Source organism: Wenjunlia tyrosinilytica, assembly GCF_014646055.1.
Taxonomy (GTDB): Bacteria; Actinomycetota; Actinomycetes; order Streptomycetales; family Streptomycetaceae; genus Wenjunlia; species Wenjunlia tyrosinilytica.
On the sequence record NZ_BMMS01000012.1, the window covers coordinates 213,963 to 230,327 of the forward strand.

13 protein-coding genes and 1 tRNA gene are annotated in these 16,365 nt (G+C 71.5%); 5 read left to right on the top strand and 9 right to left on the bottom strand.

Translation table 11 applies throughout. The features are described 5' to 3' along the window. Positions 1-754 precede the first annotated feature (754 nt). Together IEY86_RS15845 and IEY86_RS15850 are read right to left on the bottom strand one after the other, a co-directional pair. A complete protein-coding gene (locus tag IEY86_RS15845) occupies positions 755-1,525 on the bottom strand; it encodes an RDD family protein (protein WP_189132324.1) in 771 nt (256 codons plus the stop codon). Positions 1,526-1,602: 77 nt separating this feature from the next. Then, on the bottom strand, positions 1,603-2,979 hold the full coding sequence (locus tag IEY86_RS15850; protein ID WP_189132325.1) for an RDD family protein: 1,377 nt from the start codon (positions 2,977-2,979) through the stop codon (positions 1,603-1,605). Positions 2,980-3,135: 156 nt separating this feature from the next. Here IEY86_RS15850 and IEY86_RS15855 point away from each other — a divergent pair, with 156 nt between their 5' ends. After that, the gene (locus tag IEY86_RS15855) at positions 3,136-3,615 is read left to right on the top strand and encodes an SsgA family sporulation/cell division regulator (RefSeq protein ID WP_189132326.1); all 480 of its coding nucleotides are present in this window, start codon (positions 3,136-3,138) and stop codon (positions 3,613-3,615) included. A 12-nt stretch (positions 3,616-3,627) separates the two neighbouring features. On the opposite strand, the gene IEY86_RS15860 is transcribed toward IEY86_RS15855, so the two are convergent. Both IEY86_RS15860 and hppD read right to left on the bottom strand, forming a co-directional pair. Next, positions 3,628-4,992 carry an FAD-binding oxidoreductase gene (locus IEY86_RS15860; protein ID WP_189132327.1) on the bottom strand — a complete coding sequence of 455 codons (1,365 nt, stop codon included), beginning with the start codon at positions 4,990-4,992 and terminating at the stop codon, positions 3,628-3,630. 43 nt (positions 4,993-5,035) lie between these two features. Next, entirely contained in the window at positions 5,036-6,178 is a 1,143-nt protein-coding gene (gene hppD / locus IEY86_RS15865; RefSeq protein WP_189132328.1) for a 4-hydroxyphenylpyruvate dioxygenase, read from the bottom strand. Positions 6,179-6,411: 233 nt separating this feature from the next. On the opposite strand from hppD, the gene IEY86_RS15870 reads away from it, so the two are divergent. Next, positions 6,412-6,888: an Lrp/AsnC family transcriptional regulator gene (locus tag IEY86_RS15870; RefSeq protein ID WP_189132355.1), complete on the top strand. Its 477-nt coding sequence runs from the start codon at positions 6,412-6,414 to the stop codon at positions 6,886-6,888. Between the two features lie 58 nt (positions 6,889-6,946). Here IEY86_RS15870 and IEY86_RS15875 read toward each other — a convergent pair whose 3' ends face one another. From IEY86_RS15875 to IEY86_RS15895, 5 genes are all read right to left on the bottom strand, one after another. Beyond that, positions 6,947-7,750: a S16 family serine protease gene (locus IEY86_RS15875; protein WP_373287034.1), complete on the bottom strand. Its 804-nt coding sequence runs from the start codon at positions 7,748-7,750 to the stop codon at positions 6,947-6,949. 51 nt (positions 7,751-7,801) lie between these two features. Beyond that, positions 7,802-8,491: an IclR family transcriptional regulator gene (locus IEY86_RS15880; RefSeq protein ID WP_189132330.1), complete on the bottom strand. Its 690-nt coding sequence runs from the start codon at positions 8,489-8,491 to the stop codon at positions 7,802-7,804. A 604-nt stretch (positions 8,492-9,095) separates the two neighbouring features. After that, positions 9,096-10,877 carry a DEAD/DEAH box helicase gene (locus IEY86_RS15885; protein WP_189132331.1) on the bottom strand — a complete coding sequence of 594 codons (1,782 nt, stop codon included), beginning with the start codon at positions 10,875-10,877 and terminating at the stop codon, positions 9,096-9,098. 146 nt (positions 10,878-11,023) lie between these two features. Further along, the gene (locus IEY86_RS15890) at positions 11,024-12,538 is read right to left on the bottom strand and encodes an MFS transporter (protein ID WP_189132332.1); all 1,515 of its coding nucleotides are present in this window, start codon (positions 12,536-12,538) and stop codon (positions 11,024-11,026) included. Positions 12,539-12,788: 250 nt separating this feature from the next. Continuing rightward, on the bottom strand, positions 12,789-13,808 hold the full coding sequence (locus tag IEY86_RS15895) for a DUF8814 domain-containing protein (RefSeq protein WP_189132333.1): 1,020 nt from the start codon (positions 13,806-13,808) through the stop codon (positions 12,789-12,791). A gap of 193 nt (positions 13,809-14,001) precedes the next feature. Between IEY86_RS15895 and IEY86_RS15900 the strand changes: the two genes are divergently transcribed. The 3 genes from IEY86_RS15900 to IEY86_RS15910 all read left to right on the top strand — a co-directional run bounded on the left by IEY86_RS15900 (position 14,002) and on the right by IEY86_RS15910 (position 16,327). Beyond that, the gene (locus IEY86_RS15900; RefSeq protein WP_189132334.1) at positions 14,002-14,868 is read left to right on the top strand and encodes an alpha/beta fold hydrolase; all 867 of its coding nucleotides are present in this window, start codon (positions 14,002-14,004) and stop codon (positions 14,866-14,868) included. Positions 14,869-14,993: 125 nt separating this feature from the next. Continuing rightward, positions 14,994-15,068: transfer RNA gene (locus IEY86_RS15905), tRNA-Cys, on the top strand. A 143-nt stretch (positions 15,069-15,211) separates the two neighbouring features. Then, positions 15,212-16,327, top strand: coding sequence for a tyrosine-type recombinase/integrase (locus tag IEY86_RS15910; RefSeq protein WP_229698460.1), 1,116 nt, complete (start codon positions 15,212-15,214; stop codon positions 16,325-16,327). Positions 16,328-16,365 lie beyond the last annotated feature (38 nt).

Below are 16,365 nucleotides of genomic sequence, written 5' to 3' on the forward strand. Positions count from 1 at the left end.
CAGCGAGGCGCGTCCCAGGGGCGCTTGAGATCACGCCAGGGGATCGGAGGGTGGGGCGCACTCCCCATCGCGCGCCCCTTCGACCTCACCGGCGCACCTTTACATCGGGTGACCGCCCGCCCGGTACGTACCGGATCCAGGACCGGCGTGACTGCCCAGAGTGAGAGCCGAGGGTTCCACCGGCTCGCCGACCCTCCGGGCACTGTCCATCATTCGAGATGTCCGTCTTGGCGTCCTCCGGTGCCGTGAACCCATGCGCCCCCCTGTGCGACGGCACCGTGCGTTAGGTCACGCTTACCTGTGGTTCCACTCGGGCATCAGGCCTCGTAGAGTCAGTAGACGGCGCCGCCATGTGGACCTGACCGAACAACTCCCCCCGTTTTTCAGGACGGAGCCCGCCATGCCGCGTCCGACCCCAGCACAACTTGCCTACGGTACGGCCACCGTCGTCTTCTCGACACTTGCGATGCTGTTGCTGTCAGAAGCCCGATCCGGAGTCGGCGTCGTCGTCATAGCCGTCGTCGGCCTCGCTCTGGGCACGCTTGTCGCCATCTCCGCTGCGCCCTCCCCCCGGCGCGCATCGGCGAAGCGTCGGCGTACCACGACAGTCCCGACATCATCAGTGCCGAGCAGCGGCGGTGCGCAGTCCCGGGTCAGCGAGCCCTCGCTGCGCCGCTAGGCCGATTTCCCCCACCTGTGTTCCCTGCCCCCGAGCACCGGTCTGTCCCGTCCCGGCCACCGGCCGGGCGGGACACTACTGCGTGGAGACCACCACGGTCTTGGCCGCCTTGTCGTGCAGGCACTGCCGGTAGGGCTTGTCCCCGAGGTGCCACAGCACATTGACGAGCCAGAAGAGGCCGCCGCAGCAGGGCACCACGGTGGGAAGGCTGTAGACACCCGCGCGCTTCCACGCCGCCGGCTCGGTGGGTGTGGAGCCGGTGTCCAGCATCGCCACCCGGATCCTCATCGCCATCTTTCCCAGCGTCTGGCCGCTGCGGGCGAGCATCAGCCCCTCGTACACGAAGTACACGACGACGTAGATGACCTCGGCGCCGAAGTTGCCGGTGAACGCCGTTCCCGCGTCCTCGTTCTGCGTCCTCCACTTGATCAGCCCGACGAGCGACAGGACCAGGCTGACCGGAATGCCCACGATGATCGCGTCGATGATGCGGGCGAGCAGCCGCCGCCAGCTCTTGCCCAGCGGGGGCATCCCCAGCAGCCGGGGGTCGGGCGCCCCGTACGCGCCCGCGGGATCGTGCCCGTAGGCCGGTGGCGGCTGCCCGTAGGGCCCACCGCCGTACGAGGGCGGGGGCTGCGGCGAAGACTCGGGCGGGGGCTGCCCGCCCGGCGGTTGCCGCCACCCCGGCGGGGGCTCGCCGCCGGGAGGGGGCGGAGCTCCCGGAGGGGGCTGGTCGTAGGGCGAGCCGCCCCCGGGCGCGGGAGCGTCCGGGGGCGGCTGCGGGGCGCCCGGATCCTTCTTGCGATACGGATCGTCCTCACCCGGCGGCGGCTGGTTGTTGCTCATATCCGGAGTGAAGCACCGGTGGCGACGGCACGCCCCCGGGCGCGGCCCGTTAGAGGGACGGCGCCGATTTCACCCGTTCAGCCCTCCGCGGCGACGAAGGTGCGTGCCGCCTTGTCGTGCCAGCACTGCCGCCACGGCCGGTCGAACAGGCACCACAGCACATCGAGCACGCCGATCACGAGCAGACCGAGCACGTGGTAGACCAGCCAGCGTCGCAGCGACTGGCGGATCCCCGGGACGTCGTGCCCCTCGATGTCCAGCACCCGGATCCTCATCAGCCGCTTGCCCAAGGTCCTGCCCCATTTGGCGGTGGGCAGCGCCTCGTAGAGGAACCCGAACAGCAGCACCACGGCCGCCAGCAGCCCCAGGTACATGCCCGTGGTCCCGTCGATCAGCCACACCTGGACCGTCTCGCCGGTGGCCTTCGCCTCGTCCAGCTTGTCCTGGACGTGCTGGATGGCCGCGCCCGACAGCGGCACGGCGGCGGCGGCCACAACGGCGCCGAAGACCAGCGAGTCGATCACCCGGGCGGCCAGGCGCCGGCCCAGGGAGGACGGGCGGCCGGGCTCCCGGGTGGCGTTGAGGAAGGGGTCCGGGGGCGGCGGGCGCCAGGCGAGGGCGTTCTCCCCGAAGGCCTGCCCGACCGCCTGGCCCTGGCCCTGGGACTCGGGCTCCTGGCGGGCGAGCCGCTGCACCTGCTGGGCCCACGGCATCGGCTGGGCCGCCGCCGAGGGGGCCTGCTGGGCGGACCCGGCACGGGCGGTGTCGGAGCCGGCGGCTTGCGAGTGGGCGGCTTGCGAGTGGGCGGCTTGTGCGTCGGCGGCCCGGGTGTCGGCGGCCCGGGAGCCGGCCGGCGCGGAGAGCGGCTGGGAGGGCACGGCCGCGGGTCCCGCGGCCCCCTCCTGGGCCGAGGGCGGGGAGGACTGCGCGGGCTGCCCCGGACGGCCGTCCGTCCCGGGCCCGGCAGGCTGTCCCGAACGGTCGGGCATCCGGGGCCCGGTGGACTCCGGATGTTCGGCCGGGGGCCGCACGCGCGGGTCGGCGGGGGCCGAGTCGGTGGTGTCCACCTGCCCCCAGGAGACCGAGAGACCTCCACCCTGCCGACGGGCGTCCGCGGCCCACTGGGTTGACGGCGGCTCGGCGAACGGCTCCTCCTCGTCCAGGTAGACCGGCCCCGACTCCTCCACGTCCGGGGTCCCGGCGGGAGCGGGCGCGGGAGGCGGAGCAGGGGCAGGGGCGGGCGCGGGAGGTGGGGCGGTGCCCGGTGCGGATCTGGGCTCCGGCACGACGCCCGCGGGCGGCGCCAGCACCTCTCCGGGCCCGGGCTCGGGACGGCTCGTGCCCGGCACCCATGCCGAGCCGTTCCAGTACCGGATGTACTTGGGAATGGAGGGATCCGCGTAGTAGCCGGGGGCGGGGTTCGAGCCGGAGGAAGCGGAGGGGTGGCCACTCATGTCCACTGCATCCCGTATCTGTTGGGCTGTGAGTTTGAGGCTCCACATCTACCAGATGCGCGGCCCCGCCGAGCCCTGCCCGAAACCCGCGTAAGGGAATCCCGTGAAGTCGCTCTCCACTTCAGGGAATCACCCACAGGAGGGAACCACACCGCCATGGAGAGTGTGATCGAACACGAGTTGGAGCTGGCCCTGGTGCTCTCCCCCGAGCGGAGCATCCCGGTGCCCGCCCGGCTGAGCTACCGCGCCGACGACCCCTACGCCGTCCACATCCTCTTCCACCTGGGCTCGGCCTGCCCCGTGAGCTGGACCTTCTCCCGCGAACTCCTCGCGGAGGGCGTCTTCCGCCCCTGCGGCCACGGCGATGTCCGGATCTGGCCGGCCAAGGTGAGCGGCAGGAGTGTCATCTGTGTGGCGCTGAGCTCCTCCGACGGCGAGGCACTGCTGGAGGCTCCCGCCTCCCCGGTGGCTTCCTGGCTGGAGCGCACCCTGCGGGTGGTGTCCGCGGGCGAGGAGGGGGAACGGCTGGCGCTTGACGAACACCTCGACAAGCTGTTCGCCCCGTGCGCCCCGGACGATCCATGGCTGCGCGACGGTCGCGGGGGCAGGGACGAGGGCCCCGACGGGTGCGCCTAGGCCGCGGGCCGCTCAGAAGACCTTCCCGGGGTTGAGGATGCCCAGCGGATCGAAGACCGACCTGATGCCGCGCTGGAGCTCCACTCCCGTGGGTCCGAGCTCCCTGGCCAGCCACTCCTTCTTCAGCACCCCCACTCCGTGCTCACCCGTGATGGTGCCGCCGAGTTCCAGGCCCAGCGCCATGATCTCGTCGAACGACTCCCGGGCGCGACGGGTCTCGTCCGGGTCGCCGGCGTCGAAGCACACCACCGGGTGGGTGTTGCCGTCGCCCGCGTGGGCGCACACGCCAATGGTCAGGCCGTACTTGTCGGCGATCGCGGAGACACCGCTCAGCATCCGTCCGAGCCTGGAGCGGGGCACGGCCACGTCGTCGATCATCGTGGTGCCGAGCGTCTCCAGGGCGACCAGCGACAACCTGCGGGCCTGCAGGAGAAGTTCGGACTCGGCGACGTCGTCGGCCGGGACCACCGCCACCGCGCCCGCCTGCTCGCACAGTCGGCCGACCTCGGCCAGGTCGGCGGAGGGCTCGGGGGTGTCGAAGGCAGCCAGCAGGAGCGCCTGGGTGGACCCGGGCAGGCCCATGTTCGCCAGCGCGTTGACCGCGCGGATCGTGGTGTGGTCCATCAGCTCGAGCAGCGAGGGGACATGGCCGCCCTCCATGATCCGGCAGACCGCGTCGCTCGCCGCCTCCACGGAGGAGAACTCGGCCGCCAGGACGAGTTGGGGCGGCGGCGTAGGGCGCAGGGCCAGCACCGCGCGGACCACGATGCCCAAGGTGCCCTCGGCGCCGACGAACAGCCGGGTCAGGTCGTATCCGGCCACGCCCTTGGCGGTGCGGCGGCCGGTCGTCATCAGCCGCCCGTCGGCGAGTACGACCTCGAGGCCGAGGACGTACTCGGCGGTGACCCCGTACTTCACGCAGCACAGGCCGCCCGAGCCCGTGCCGATGTTGCCGCCGATCGTGCACTGCTCCCAGCTCGACGGATCCGGCGGGTAGTACAGGCCCTTCTCGGCCACGGCCTTGGACAGCACGGCGTTGACGACGCCCGGCTCGACCACCGCGATGCGGTTGACGGGGTCGATGTCGAGGATGCGGTCCATCTTGACCAGCGACAGCGCGATGCATCCCTCGACGGCGTTGGCCGCGCCCGACAGGCCGGTCAGCGCGCCCTGCGGGACCACGGGCACCCTGAGGGCCGTCGCCGTCCGCATCACATGCTGGACCTGCTCGACCGTGCGGGGCAGCACCACGACGGCGGGGTCGCCCGCCTCGCAGAAGCTGGCCATGTCATTGCGGTAGGACGCCGTGATGTCCGGGTCGGTCACCACGGCCTCGGCGGGGAGGCCGCTGCGGAGCTGTTCGACGAGATCGCCCATATCCGCAGCGTGCCACCCCGGCGGCGGCGGCGCTACGTGTGGGCTACAGGTTCCCGCGCCGCTCCTGCTCGCGCTCGATGGCCTCGAACAGCGCCTTGAAGTTTCCCTTGCCGAAGCCCATGGAGCCGTGCCGCTCGATCATCTCGAAGAAGACGGTCGGCTTGTCCTGGACCGGCTTGGTGAAGATCTGGAGCAGGTAGCCGTCCTCGTCGCGGTCGGCGAGGATCTTCAGCTCGCGCAGCTCGTCGAGCGGCACCCGGGTCTCGCCGACCCACTCACCGAGGGTGTCGTAGTAGGAGTCGGGGGTGTCGAGGAACTCCACACCCGCGGCGCGCATCGCCCGGACGGTGGCGACGATGTCGTTGGTGGCGAGGGCGATGTGCTGGACGCCGGGGCCGCCGTAGAACTCGAGGTACTCGTCGATCTGCGACTTCTTCTTGGCGATGGCGGGCTCGTTCAGCGGGAACTTCACCTTGAGGGTGCCGTCCGCGACGACCTTCGACATCAGCGCCGAGTACTCGGTGGCGATGTCGTCGCCCACGAACTCCTTCATGTTCGTGAAGCCCATGACGTTGTTGTAGAACGCCACCCACTCGTCCATCCGGCCGAGCTCCACATTGCCGACGCAGTGGTCGATGGCCTGGAAGCGGCGGGGGCCGGGCTCGACGATCGGCGCGCGCTCGACGAAACCGGGCAGGTAGGCGCCGTCGTAGCCGGAGCGGTCGACCAGGGTGTGCTTGGTCTCGCCGTACGTGGCGATCTCCGCGAGGACGACGGTGCCGTGCTCGTCCTCGAGCTCGTACGGCTCGGCCAGGCCCTTGGCGCCGTGCGCGACGGCGTAGGCGTAGGCGGCCCGGGCATCCGGCACCTCGATGGCGAGGTCGACGACACCGTCGCCGTGGGCGGCGACATGCTGGTCGAGGAAGCGGCCGCGCTCGGTGGAGGCCTTGACCACGGAGGTGAAGACGAACCTGGCCCCTCCGGAGACGAGCACGTAGCTGGCGGCCTCACGGTCGCCGGTCTCGGGGCCGGAGTAGGCGACGAGCCGCATTCCGAAGGCGGTGGAGTAGTAGTGCGCGGCCTGCTTGGCATTGCCCACGGCGAACACGACCGCGTCCATGCCCTTGACCGGGAACGGGTCGGCGTCGCTCGCGTGGACCGTGGCGGGCTGGGCGGTGTCGGTCATCGTGGGCTCCCCTGGTCGCTGCGTCTGCTCGCTACGTCGTTGAACAAAAGCGTCACCCCAGCGGCCAGGGTGCGCAATAGTTGGCAGAATCACTGAACAAGCTGTACAGCGGGAGGGCGTCCTTCGCCGTCCGGCTGTACAGGGTGACCATCGTCCGGCGGGACCGGTGGGAACCGGCCGGCAAGGCGGCTCGCACACGGCTCGCACGCGATCGGGCGGGGACAGGAGAGGCCATGGGGATCGACGGGCTCGACGGACAGCTGATCGAACTGCTGACCAATGAGCCGCGCATCGGTGTACTGGAGTGCTCGCGGCGGCTCGGGGTGGCGCGCGGCACGGTCCAGGCGCGGCTGGACCGTCTGCGCGAGCGGGGGGTGATCCGCGGCTTCGGCCCCCAGGTGGACCCGGCGGCCCTCGGCTACCCGGTCACGGCGTTCGCGACGCTGGAGATCAAACAGGGTCAGGGGCCGGATGTTCGCGCGCATCTGGCGACGGTCCCCGAGGTCCTGGAGATGCACACCACCACCGGGCAGGGCGACATGCTGTGCCGCATCGTCGCCCGCTCCAACGCCGACCTCCAGCGCGTCATCGACCGGGTCGTCGTCTTCGAGGGGATCGTCCGCGCCGCCACCGCCATCGCGATGGAGAACCCGGTCACCTACCGCGTCCTCCCCCTCGTCCGCCAGGCGGCAGACACCTCGGGCGGCTAGCGGAAACCGGCGCGCACCGGGACGCCCCCCAACGGGACGCCCCCGGCGGCACCGCCGCCTAGCAGGAAGGGACGCTGCCCCCGTGCCCGTTCAGGGCCTTCAGGGAGGCAATCGCGTCGTCGAGGCCCCGTACGGGCACCAGGCGCAGCCCCGCGGGCTGTTCGGACTTCGCCTCCGAGCACTCGGCCCGGGGCACGAGGAAGACCGTGGCGCCGTCCCTCTTGGCCGCCTGCTCCTTCAGGGGCACCCCGCCGACGGGGCCGACCTGGCCGGAGGGGGTGATGGTGCCGGTCCCCGCGATGGTCCTGCCACCGGTGAGGTCACCGCCGCGTCCGTCACCGTCGATCTTGTCGATGATGCCGAGGGTGAACATCAGCCCGGCGCTGGGGCCGCCGACGTCGGCGAGGTTGAGCTTCACCTGGATCTGCTTCGAGGACAGTCCCAGATGCTTGAGCGCGGCGGCCGTGGCGGCGTTCTGGGACTTCGCCATCTCCGCGGTGTTGTGCTTCTCGATCTCCTTGACGGAGTCGCCCTCGGGGTAGACCGAGCTGCGCGGCATCGCCGCCTCCTGGTCGTCCCACCAGGCGTGCCACACGTCGGTGAACCTCACCGTGGCATTGGGCTGGGTGGCGGCGATCGTCGTCAGGAGCAGCTTGCCCGTGGTGGGGCGTGTCCCCGTTCCCGAGACGACGACGACGGGCTTGCCGCGGTCCTTGCCGAGGGTGTCGGCGGTCAGGCCCGGCAGCACGATCGAGTACGGCAGCGGCGCGAACGCGGCCACGGCGAGCAGGGCGGCGACCAGGGCGGCGCAGACCGCGAGGGCCCGGACCCGGGAGGAGACACGAGAAGGCACGTTAGGCATTAAAACGTGGTGACCGCGGCGGGAGGCAATCCGGGGGGCCGCCGACGGTGGTCAGCGCAGCGCATCGGCGACTTCGAGGGCGGCGTCGACCACACGCGGGCCGACCCGCTCGGGGATGGTGTCGGCGAGCATCACGACACCCACACTGCCCTCGACACCGCTCACACCCATCAGGGGCGCGGCAGCCCCGCTGGCGCCGGCTTCGAGTTCTCCATGGGTGAGGACGAAGGAGGGGCGGTGGCCGTCGCTACATCGCTCCTCGGCACCGTCGGCCGGCGCTTCCCCTCCGACGAAGGCGGCCCGCCCGGCGAGGATCGCCCGGCCCGCGGCGCCGCGGTCCAGCGGGTGGCGGAAGCCCGTGCGGTAGGCGACGTGGTAGTCGGTCCAGCTCGGCTCCACGACGGCGACCGCGAGGGCCTCGTTGCCGTCCACGAGGGTCAGGTGCGCCGTGGCTCCGATGTCCTCCGCCAGGCTGCGCAGCGCGGGCAGGGCCGCCTCGCGCAGGAGCGGGTGGACACGGTGGGCCAGGCGCAGCACTCCGAGGCCGACGCGGGCGCGGCCGCCCATGTCGCGGCGCACCAGCGCGTGCTGTTCCAGGGTGGCGAGCAACCGGTAGACCACCGTGCGGTTCACCCCGAGCTTGTTGGCGAGCTCGGTGACGGTGAGGCCGTGGTCGGTGTCCGCGAGCAGCTTGAGGACACGCAGTCCTCGGTCGAGTGTCTGGGAGGTCTCCGCAGTCACGACGCCCCCCTCTTCGGTGAATGGCGGCCTCCCCGGGCGGCGGCTCATCGCCCACGCGGGTGGCTGCCGGTGGCATGGCTCAGTGCGCACCAGCTGGATCCCGCGGCGGCGCTGCCACGGTGTGAAGTGCTTGAAAGGTAATGAGGGTGTACCGGTCAGCGGAAGACCTCGTCCAGAATCCGGATGATCAGGAGTGGAGGATCGCTCCACTTGATCCCGACTTCGGCGGGAATTTGGTTCGCTCCTCCGCCCGCTCGGCGGAAGTCCGGCTACCTCGTCGACTCCGGACGAGCAGCCGAGCGTGCGACGCTCACGCAGCAACTCCAGGTTCGCTTCTCCGCCCACTCGGCGACAGTCCCGCCACCTCGTCGACTCCAGCCGGGCAGCCGAGCGTGCGACGCTCACGCAGCAACTCCAGGTTCGCTTCTCCGCCCACTCGGCGACAGTCCCGCCACCTCGTCGACTCCAGCCGGGCAGCCGAGCGTGCGACGCTCACGCAGCAACTCCAGGTTCGCTTCTCCGCCCACTCGGCGACAGTCCCGCCACCTCGTCGACTCCGGACGAGCAGCCGAGCGTGCGACGCTCACGCCCTTGGTTCGGCAGCTCAGGCCATCCGGGTCGCCCACTCCTGGATCTTGGCGATGCGCTCCTGGAGCTGGCCTGCCGTGGCCTCGGCCGACGGGGGGCCTCCGCAGACCCGGCGCAGCTCGTTGTGGACCACCCCGTGCGGCTTCCCGGTGCGGTGGTGCCAGGCGGCCACCAGGGTGTTGAGCTGCTTGCGCATCTCCAGAAGCTGCTTGTGCGTGACCACCGGGCGGCGGTCGGCGGGCAGCTCCAGCAGATCGGCCTCGTTGTCCGGCTTCTTGCGGCTGTGGGCGATCTGCCGGGCCTGCCGCTTCTGGAGGAGCAACTGCACCTGATCGGGCTCGAGCAGGCCCGGGATGCCGAGGTAGTCCTGCTCCTCCTCGCTGCCGGGGTGGGCCTGCATTCCGAACTCGGCGCCGTCGTAGAGGACGCGGTCGAAGACGGCGTCGGACTCCAGCGCCTCGAACGGCAGCATGTCCTGCTCGCCGTCGGCCTCGTCGTCCGCCTTGTTGGCCTCGGCGAGGAGCGCGTCCTCCTCGTCGTACAGGCCCTCCTCCTTCTTCTTCGCCTTGTCGAGGACGTGGTCGCGCTCGACCTCCATCTCGTTGGCGAAGCTCAGCAGCATGGGAACGGAGGGCAGGAACACCGAGGCCGTCTCACCGCGGCGGCGCGAGCGCACGAAGCGGCCCACTGCCTGGGCGAAGAACAGCGGAGTGGAGATCGAGGTCGCGTAGACGCCGACGGCAAGGCGCGGCACGTCCACGCCTTCGGAGACCATGCGGACCGCCACCATCCAGCGGTCGTCACTGGACGAGAACGTCTCGATCTTCTTCGACGCCCCGGTGTCGTCGGACAGCACCACCGTCGGGCTCTTGCCGGTGATCTCGCGCAGCATCTTGGCGTAGGCGCGGGCCGCGGTGTGGTCGGTGGCGATGACCAGGGCGCCGGCGTCCGGGATGGCCTTGCGGACCTCGGTGAGCCGCTGGTCGGCGGCGCGCAGGACATTGGGCATCCAGTCGCCCGCCGGGTCCAGCGCGGTGCGCCACGCCTGGCCGATGGCGTCCTTGGTCATCGGCTCGCCGAGCCTGGCCTCGATCTCGTCCCCGGCCTTGGTGCGCCAGCGCATGTTGCCGCTGTAGGAGAGGAAGATCACCGGGCGGACCACATGGTCGGCGAGGGCGTTGCCGTAGCCGTAGGTGTAGTCGGCGACGCTGCGCCGGATGCCGTCGCTGCCCTCGGCGTAGGTGACGAACGGGATGGGGTTGGTGTCGGAACGGAACGGGGTACCGGTCAGCGCCAGCCGCCGGGCGGCGGGGTCGAACGCCTCGAAGCACGCCTCGCCCCAGGACTTGGAGTCGCCCGCGTGGTGGATCTCGTCCAGGATGACGAGGGTCTTGCGCTGCTCGCAGCGGTTGCGGTGCAGCATCGGCCGCACTCCGACACCCGCGTAGGTGACGGCCACGCCGTGGTACTCCCGGCTGACCGGACCCGCGGAGTAGTCGGGGTCCAGCTTGATGCCTATGCGGGCCGCCGCTTCCGCCCACTGCTTCTTCAGGTGCTCGGTAGGCGCGACCACCGTGATCTGCTGGACCGTGTGCTGGTGCAGGAGCTTGGAGGCCAGGGTGAGCGCGAAGGTCGTCTTGCCCGCGCCCGGGGTCGCCACCGCCAGGAAGTCACGCGGCTCGCGCCGCGCGTACGCGTCGAGCGCACCCTGCTGCCAGGCGCGGAGCTTGCCCGCGGTGCCCCAGGGCGCCCGGCCCGGGAAGGCCGGGGAGAGATGGTGGGAGGCGGTAGTAGTCACGGTCTCCGGCGGGGCGGTTGGGGGCAGAGCGACCGGAGCAGCCTACCGTTCCCCGTGTCACGCGCGGTCGGGCCGGGGTGTCCTCCGAGGCCGGCCGGGGTGTCGTGGAGGGCGGGCCCGGGTGCGCGGCGGGCCCGACTGCCGCCTCAAGTACGGGGGTTGAGACGGGTGGCGACGTAGGCGCCCAGCAGCGCGACGGCGGTCATCGAGAGGAGGACCCCGGCGAACGCGCCCGGGTTCGCGGGGCCGGCCGGGGCCGCCGTGTGCACGGCCACCGAGCCTCCGCCGAGCGCCGAGAAGACCACACCGCACGTACCGACCAGCACGATGTTGCCGAGGGCGTCGCTCACCTGGAGCGAGGCGGAGTTGTTGCCCGCCTCCTGCGGCGGGGAGAGCTTGAGCAGGAGCACACTGGCGCTGGAGATCGTCAGGCCCATGCCGAGGCCGCCCACGCCCCAGGCCACGGCGACCGCGTAGGCGGGCACGGCCTCGACGAGGGCCAGCGCGGCGCCCGCGATGGACAGCGCCACGAGGAGCATTCCGCCCCGGATCAGCGTGTGCCGGTGCCGGTCGGCGCGCGGGTGGCTCTGGACGAACGAGCCGAGCGCCCAGCTCAGCCCCCCGCTGGTGAGCGAGAGTCCGGCCAGGGTCGCGGACAGCCCCCGCTGGGTCACGAGCATCAGCGGCACAAAGCTCTCCGCCGCCAGGAACGAGCCCGCCGCGACACCGCGCAGCAGGATCACGGCCGGCAGCCCCCGGGCGGCGCGGAAGGTGCCTCGCGGCAGCAGCCGCAGGATGGCGGGGATGAGCAGCGCGAGGCCGGCCGCGGCCGGGATCAGGGCGATCCAGGAGCGCTCCTGCCCCGCGTACTGCAGGAGTCCGGTGCCCAGGGCGACGCTGAGCGCGAGCAGGACGCGCCGCTGGTTGACCGCCTTCGACGGCGGCTCCTCGGCGGGGCCGAGCCTGCGCAGGGCGGGGAGCATCACGGCGACGGGCAGGAGGATGAGCACGGGGATGGCCAGGAAGACCCACCGCCAGCCCAGGTTCTCGGTGACGGTGCCCGACACCAGCGGCCCCACGATCGCGGGCACCACCCAGGCGGAGGAGAAGGCGGCCATGACGGCCGGGCGCAGCCGCTCCGGGTACAGGCGCCCCACGATCACGTAGAGCGCGACGATGACCAGCCCGCCGCCGAGCCCCTGGATGCTGCGCCCGCCGACGAAGGTCCACATGTTCTGGGCGGTGCCCGAGACCACGAGCCCCGCGCCGAACGCGCCGATCCCCGCGAACAGCGGCGCCAGGGGCCCGCGCCGGTCGGACCACTCGCCGGAGACCACCATCGCGAACAGACTGGTGGTGAAGAACCCCGAGAAGGCGAACGCGTAGAGCGAGAGCCCGTGCAGATGGGCGGCGGCCACCGGCATCGCCGTGTTCACCGCGGTGGCCTCGAAGGCGATGAGCACCACGCAGGAGACGATGCCCAGGGTGAGCGCCCGGTAGGTGCGGCCGAGCACACCTTCCGCCTGCCGCTCCCGCTCGGCGCCCTCGGCGGAGGGCGGGACCGCGGCGACGACCGCGCCTGCCCCGCCTTCGGGAACGGGCTGGGGCGGTGCGGATATCGCTTCGCGGGAGTCGTCGCGAGGTTCGTCGAGGGCGGTCACCAGGAAAGAGTACGGGCCCGGCCGCGCCCACTACATCCGTCGAACAGACCAGGTCCGAGGACGTACGACGCACCGGTCGGCATGGCCGGATTCCACGCCCTGCCCGCCGCCGTCCCACTTCACCGCCGCCGCCCTGCTTGCCGCCGTCCGACTCGCCCCCGTCGGCCCACTCACCGCCGTCCGACTCGCCCCCGTCGGCCCACTCACCGCCGTCCTACTCGCCGCCGCCGCCCTACTCGCCCCCGCCGCCCTACTTGCCGCCGCCGGAGTCCACGTCGTCCACGGTGGGCAGGAAGGTCAGGTCCACCCAGTCGTTGTCCGTCATCCCGAGGCCGTCCCAGAAGACGCCGTCGGCCAGGTCCAGGCCGGCCGCGTTCTGCACCCGGCGGCCGAACTCGTCCCGGCCGTCGTTGTAGCCGTCGAGGTAGGCGGCCTCCGCCTCCGGGGTGCCCTGGGGGAGGTCGTTCCAGTTCTCACGCCGCGACGCGGTGTTCCAGTAGTCGTCCGCGGTGTTCCACGGGCCGACGTCCCACACCGGGGCGGTCTCGCACCGGCCCTGGTAGCACACGCGCACCCGGTACTCGTCGCCCCCGTCACCGGCCAGCATGCGGCGCGAGGGCAGGGCGACGAAGTGGTCGCGCTCCTGGATGACATGGCCATTGGCGGTGACTCCGCCGACCAGCCCCTCGCGGGTGGCGAAGATCCGGTACGTGCGCTGCTCGGCCATGGCGCCGCCGGGGCCGCCGGAGGAGGTGGGCTGCTTGTCGGCGGCCCGGACCACGACGTCGGAGACGGTGGGGGCCTCGGCCGCGCTCGCCTGCTCGGCCCCCTCGAGGGTCAGGCGCACCTGGAGCTCGGTGACCGCGTGGGGAAGGATCACCTCTCCCGGACCCGCGGCCTCCCGCCACTCGGTCCACGGCTCCCCCGCGTTCCGGCCGCGCAACTCCACCAGGAGCCTGGAGCCGGCCGGGAGCGTGGCCCGCCTCTCCACGGTGAACGCGGTCAGCGGGCGCCCCAGGTCCTTGGCGGGCGCGGTGTAGACGCCGAACGAGCCGCGGACGGAGGGCGTGCGCAGCTTGGGGTCGTTGATGGTGATGCCCTGCGTGCCATGGGCGATGTTGGCCTGCTTGGCCTCGGGGCTGGCCAGGTCGAACCGCCAGCTCTGCTCGGCCTCGGGGGCGGGTACGGGCACGGCGGCCATGGCGGGGGGCGCGAGGAGGGCCGTGGCGGCCAGCAGGGCGAGGAGAAGTCGTCGTCTTGGTGCGTTCACGCGGAGCTCCCGTGGCGGCGGCATGGCGGGGCGGCCTGACGGCCCATTGATCCAGCGGCCCAGCGGCCTGATACGACGTCAGGCCAGGTTAGGTTTTGTGAACTTATCACCAGGTTTGCCCGGCTTCCGGCACCGGATCCACGGCGCGTGTCGCACGGGCGCGCGGACCCGGAACGGGCGAGGATCGGTGACCATGCCGACCTTCACTTCGTACGACGGAACCGAACTGGCCTACCAGGTGCTGGAGCCGGGCGGCGGCGAGGCCACCGCTCCCCTGGTCTGCCTGCCGGGCGGCCCGGGACGTGACGCCTCCTACCTCGAGGACCTCGGCGGACTGAACGCCCGTCGGCCCCTGGTCGTCCTGGAGAACCGCGGAACGGGCGGGTCGGCTGCCGCCGCGGACCCCTCCAGCTACGCGTTCCCCCGTCTCGCCGAGGACGTGGAGGCGCTGCGCCGCCATCTGGGGCTGGAGCGGTTCGCCCTGCTGGCGCACTCGGCGGCGGCGACCACCGCCCTGGCGTACGCGGCGCGGCACGGCGAGCGGCTGAGCCGGATGGTCCTGATCGCCCCCGGCAGCCGGATCCTGGGCGAGCGGATGACGGACATGGAGGAGATCTTCCGCAGCCGCGCGGGCGAGCCCTGGTTCGAGGACGTCCAGCAGGCTCTGGCCGAACTCGAGACGGCCACCGAGCTGCCCCGGGTGAAGGAGCTGATGCTCCGGGTGGGGCCCCTTTCCTACGGCACCTGGGGCGAGCGTCAGCGGGCCCACGCCGGAGCCGAGCCGGACCAGCTCCACCCGGTCCCCCGCGCGGGCTTCTGGCAGGGCGTGGACGAGAGCGCGCGCAAGGCGATCGTGTCCCGACTGGCGGAGACCGCCTGCCCGGTCCTGGTGGTCACGGGCGAGGCCGACGCGGCGACGGGGGTGCGGGCGGGCGAGCTGATCGCCGAGCGGTTCCCGAACGGCCGCAGCACGACCCTGCCGGGGGCGGGGCACTATCCGTGGGTGGACTCCCCGGAGGAGTTCCGGGACACGGTCGAGTCCTTCCTGGAGGGCTCCTAGCGGCCCTCGCCGGGCGGGTCCGGCGCTGCACGGCGGCCGTTTGTTAACGCGGCATGGCAGTCGTATGGCACCGCGCGGGCATCCATTGACCGGGGCGGGCGGATGCGCGAGCGTCATAGCAACACGGCCGTGTGCCCGAGTGGTTGAGGGACTCGCCTGCAAAGCGGGTTACGCCGGTTCGATTCCGGTCACGGCCTCCAGTGCTGGTCTGACCAGCGGAGATACACTGTAGGGAGCGACGTGGCGAGCCTGAGAAGGTGCTCGGGCAAGTCGCTTCACCGCCTGAAAGTTACACAGCGGCTTAGGTGATCTTGCCGAGCACCCTGACGAAACAGGGGCGCTCATGGCTGCCAGGAAGACGCACAAGAACCCGCTTCGCACCCGCACCGTCGCCAGGCGCGGGGAGCTGCCCGCGGACGCTTCTGTGCTCGCGCTGTCCACAGAGGTGGAGACGGATGCGGACTATCGGGCCCAGGTGCTGGCCGAGTGGGTGATGTATCTGCAGACCACGACCAACCGTCGTGGGCGCCCGTACCAGGGGCGCACCATCGACGCGTACCGCTTCGCCGTCGTGGCTCTGGATCGGTGGATGAGTGAGCAGGGGATCGCCGGGGACTTCACCGCCTGCGACGCGCAGCTGCTCAACCGCTTCTTCCGCTGGTACTACGCCAAGCACGACCTTCCCAAGAGTCTGGACGGGCGGGGCGGCTACACCGGTGGCACCAACACCCAGCAGCGCAACCTGCGGCTCTTCTTCGTGTGGCTTGAGCAGGAGTACGACCACCCCAACCCGTACCTGCACGCCTCATTTCAGCGCTTCGCAGCGCCCGAGCTGGGCAAGCCCCGCACGCTCAGTCAGGACTTCGTCCGCGACGTTCTGGCCGCCACCGGCGGCGGGAGTCCGCGGGTGCGGGACTTTGAGAGCGTGCGTGACCACGCCATGATCCGGGTGCTCACCGAGGGGCTTCGGGCCGAGGAGCTCTTGAACCTCCAGGTCGACGACCTGCACCTCTCAGAGGGTGTGCTCATCGTTGTGCCGCTGAAGGGCGGCCGGAACAGCAAGGACGGCCGGGTCATCCCCATCCAGCCCAGAACGGTTGCTGCGCTGCATCGCTACCTGCGGCTTCGCACCAAGCACAACAAGCACGCAGAGCCTTGGCTCTGGCTGGGAGCTCGTTCCCATCGCCCCATGCAGTACATGGGTGTGTACCGGATGGTGAAGCGCCGCACCGAGGAGGCGGGCCACGACCCGGCCCTTGTGACCCCGCATAGCTTCTGCCACACCTGGACTGACGACCTGCTCTCAGCGGGCGTCTCCGGGGAGGACGTCATGGCCATCCGGGGCTGGAAGAGTCACCGGATGCTGCTTCGCTACGGCGCCGACCAGGCCTCAAGCCGCGCGGTGAAGTCAGTTAGCGTTTTCAGCGCTGCCGCTCCAGGGCGAGGATGGCTGCGGTGATTGACGACATTCGATTCGGACTGCATCGTGCCCTGCGG

Coding starts and splice junctions, on each gene's coding strand:
- IEY86_RS15850 (WP_189132325.1), bottom strand. CDS start 2,979: ATGAGTGGCCACCCCTCCGCTTCCTCCGGCTCGAACCCCGCCCCCGGC.
- IEY86_RS15845 (WP_189132324.1), bottom strand. CDS start 1,525: ATGAGCAACAACCAGCCGCCGCCGGGTGAGGACGATCCGTATCGCAAG.
- IEY86_RS15875 (WP_373287034.1), bottom strand. CDS start 7,750: ATGCCTAACGTGCCTTCTCGTGTCTCCTCCCGGGTCCGGGCCCTCGCG.
- IEY86_RS15910 (WP_229698460.1), top strand. CDS start 15,212: ATGGCTGCCAGGAAGACGCACAAGAACCCGCTTCGCACCCGCACCGTC.
- IEY86_RS15870 (WP_189132355.1), top strand. CDS start 6,412: ATGGGGATCGACGGGCTCGACGGACAGCTGATCGAACTGCTGACCAAT.
- hppD (WP_189132328.1), bottom strand. CDS start 6,178: ATGACCGACACCGCCCAGCCCGCCACGGTCCACGCGAGCGACGCCGAC.
- IEY86_RS15900 (WP_189132334.1), top strand. CDS start 14,002: ATGCCGACCTTCACTTCGTACGACGGAACCGAACTGGCCTACCAGGTG.
- IEY86_RS15860 (WP_189132327.1), bottom strand. CDS start 4,992: ATGGGCGATCTCGTCGAACAGCTCCGCAGCGGCCTCCCCGCCGAGGCC.
- IEY86_RS15855 (WP_189132326.1), top strand. CDS start 3,136: ATGGAGAGTGTGATCGAACACGAGTTGGAGCTGGCCCTGGTGCTCTCC.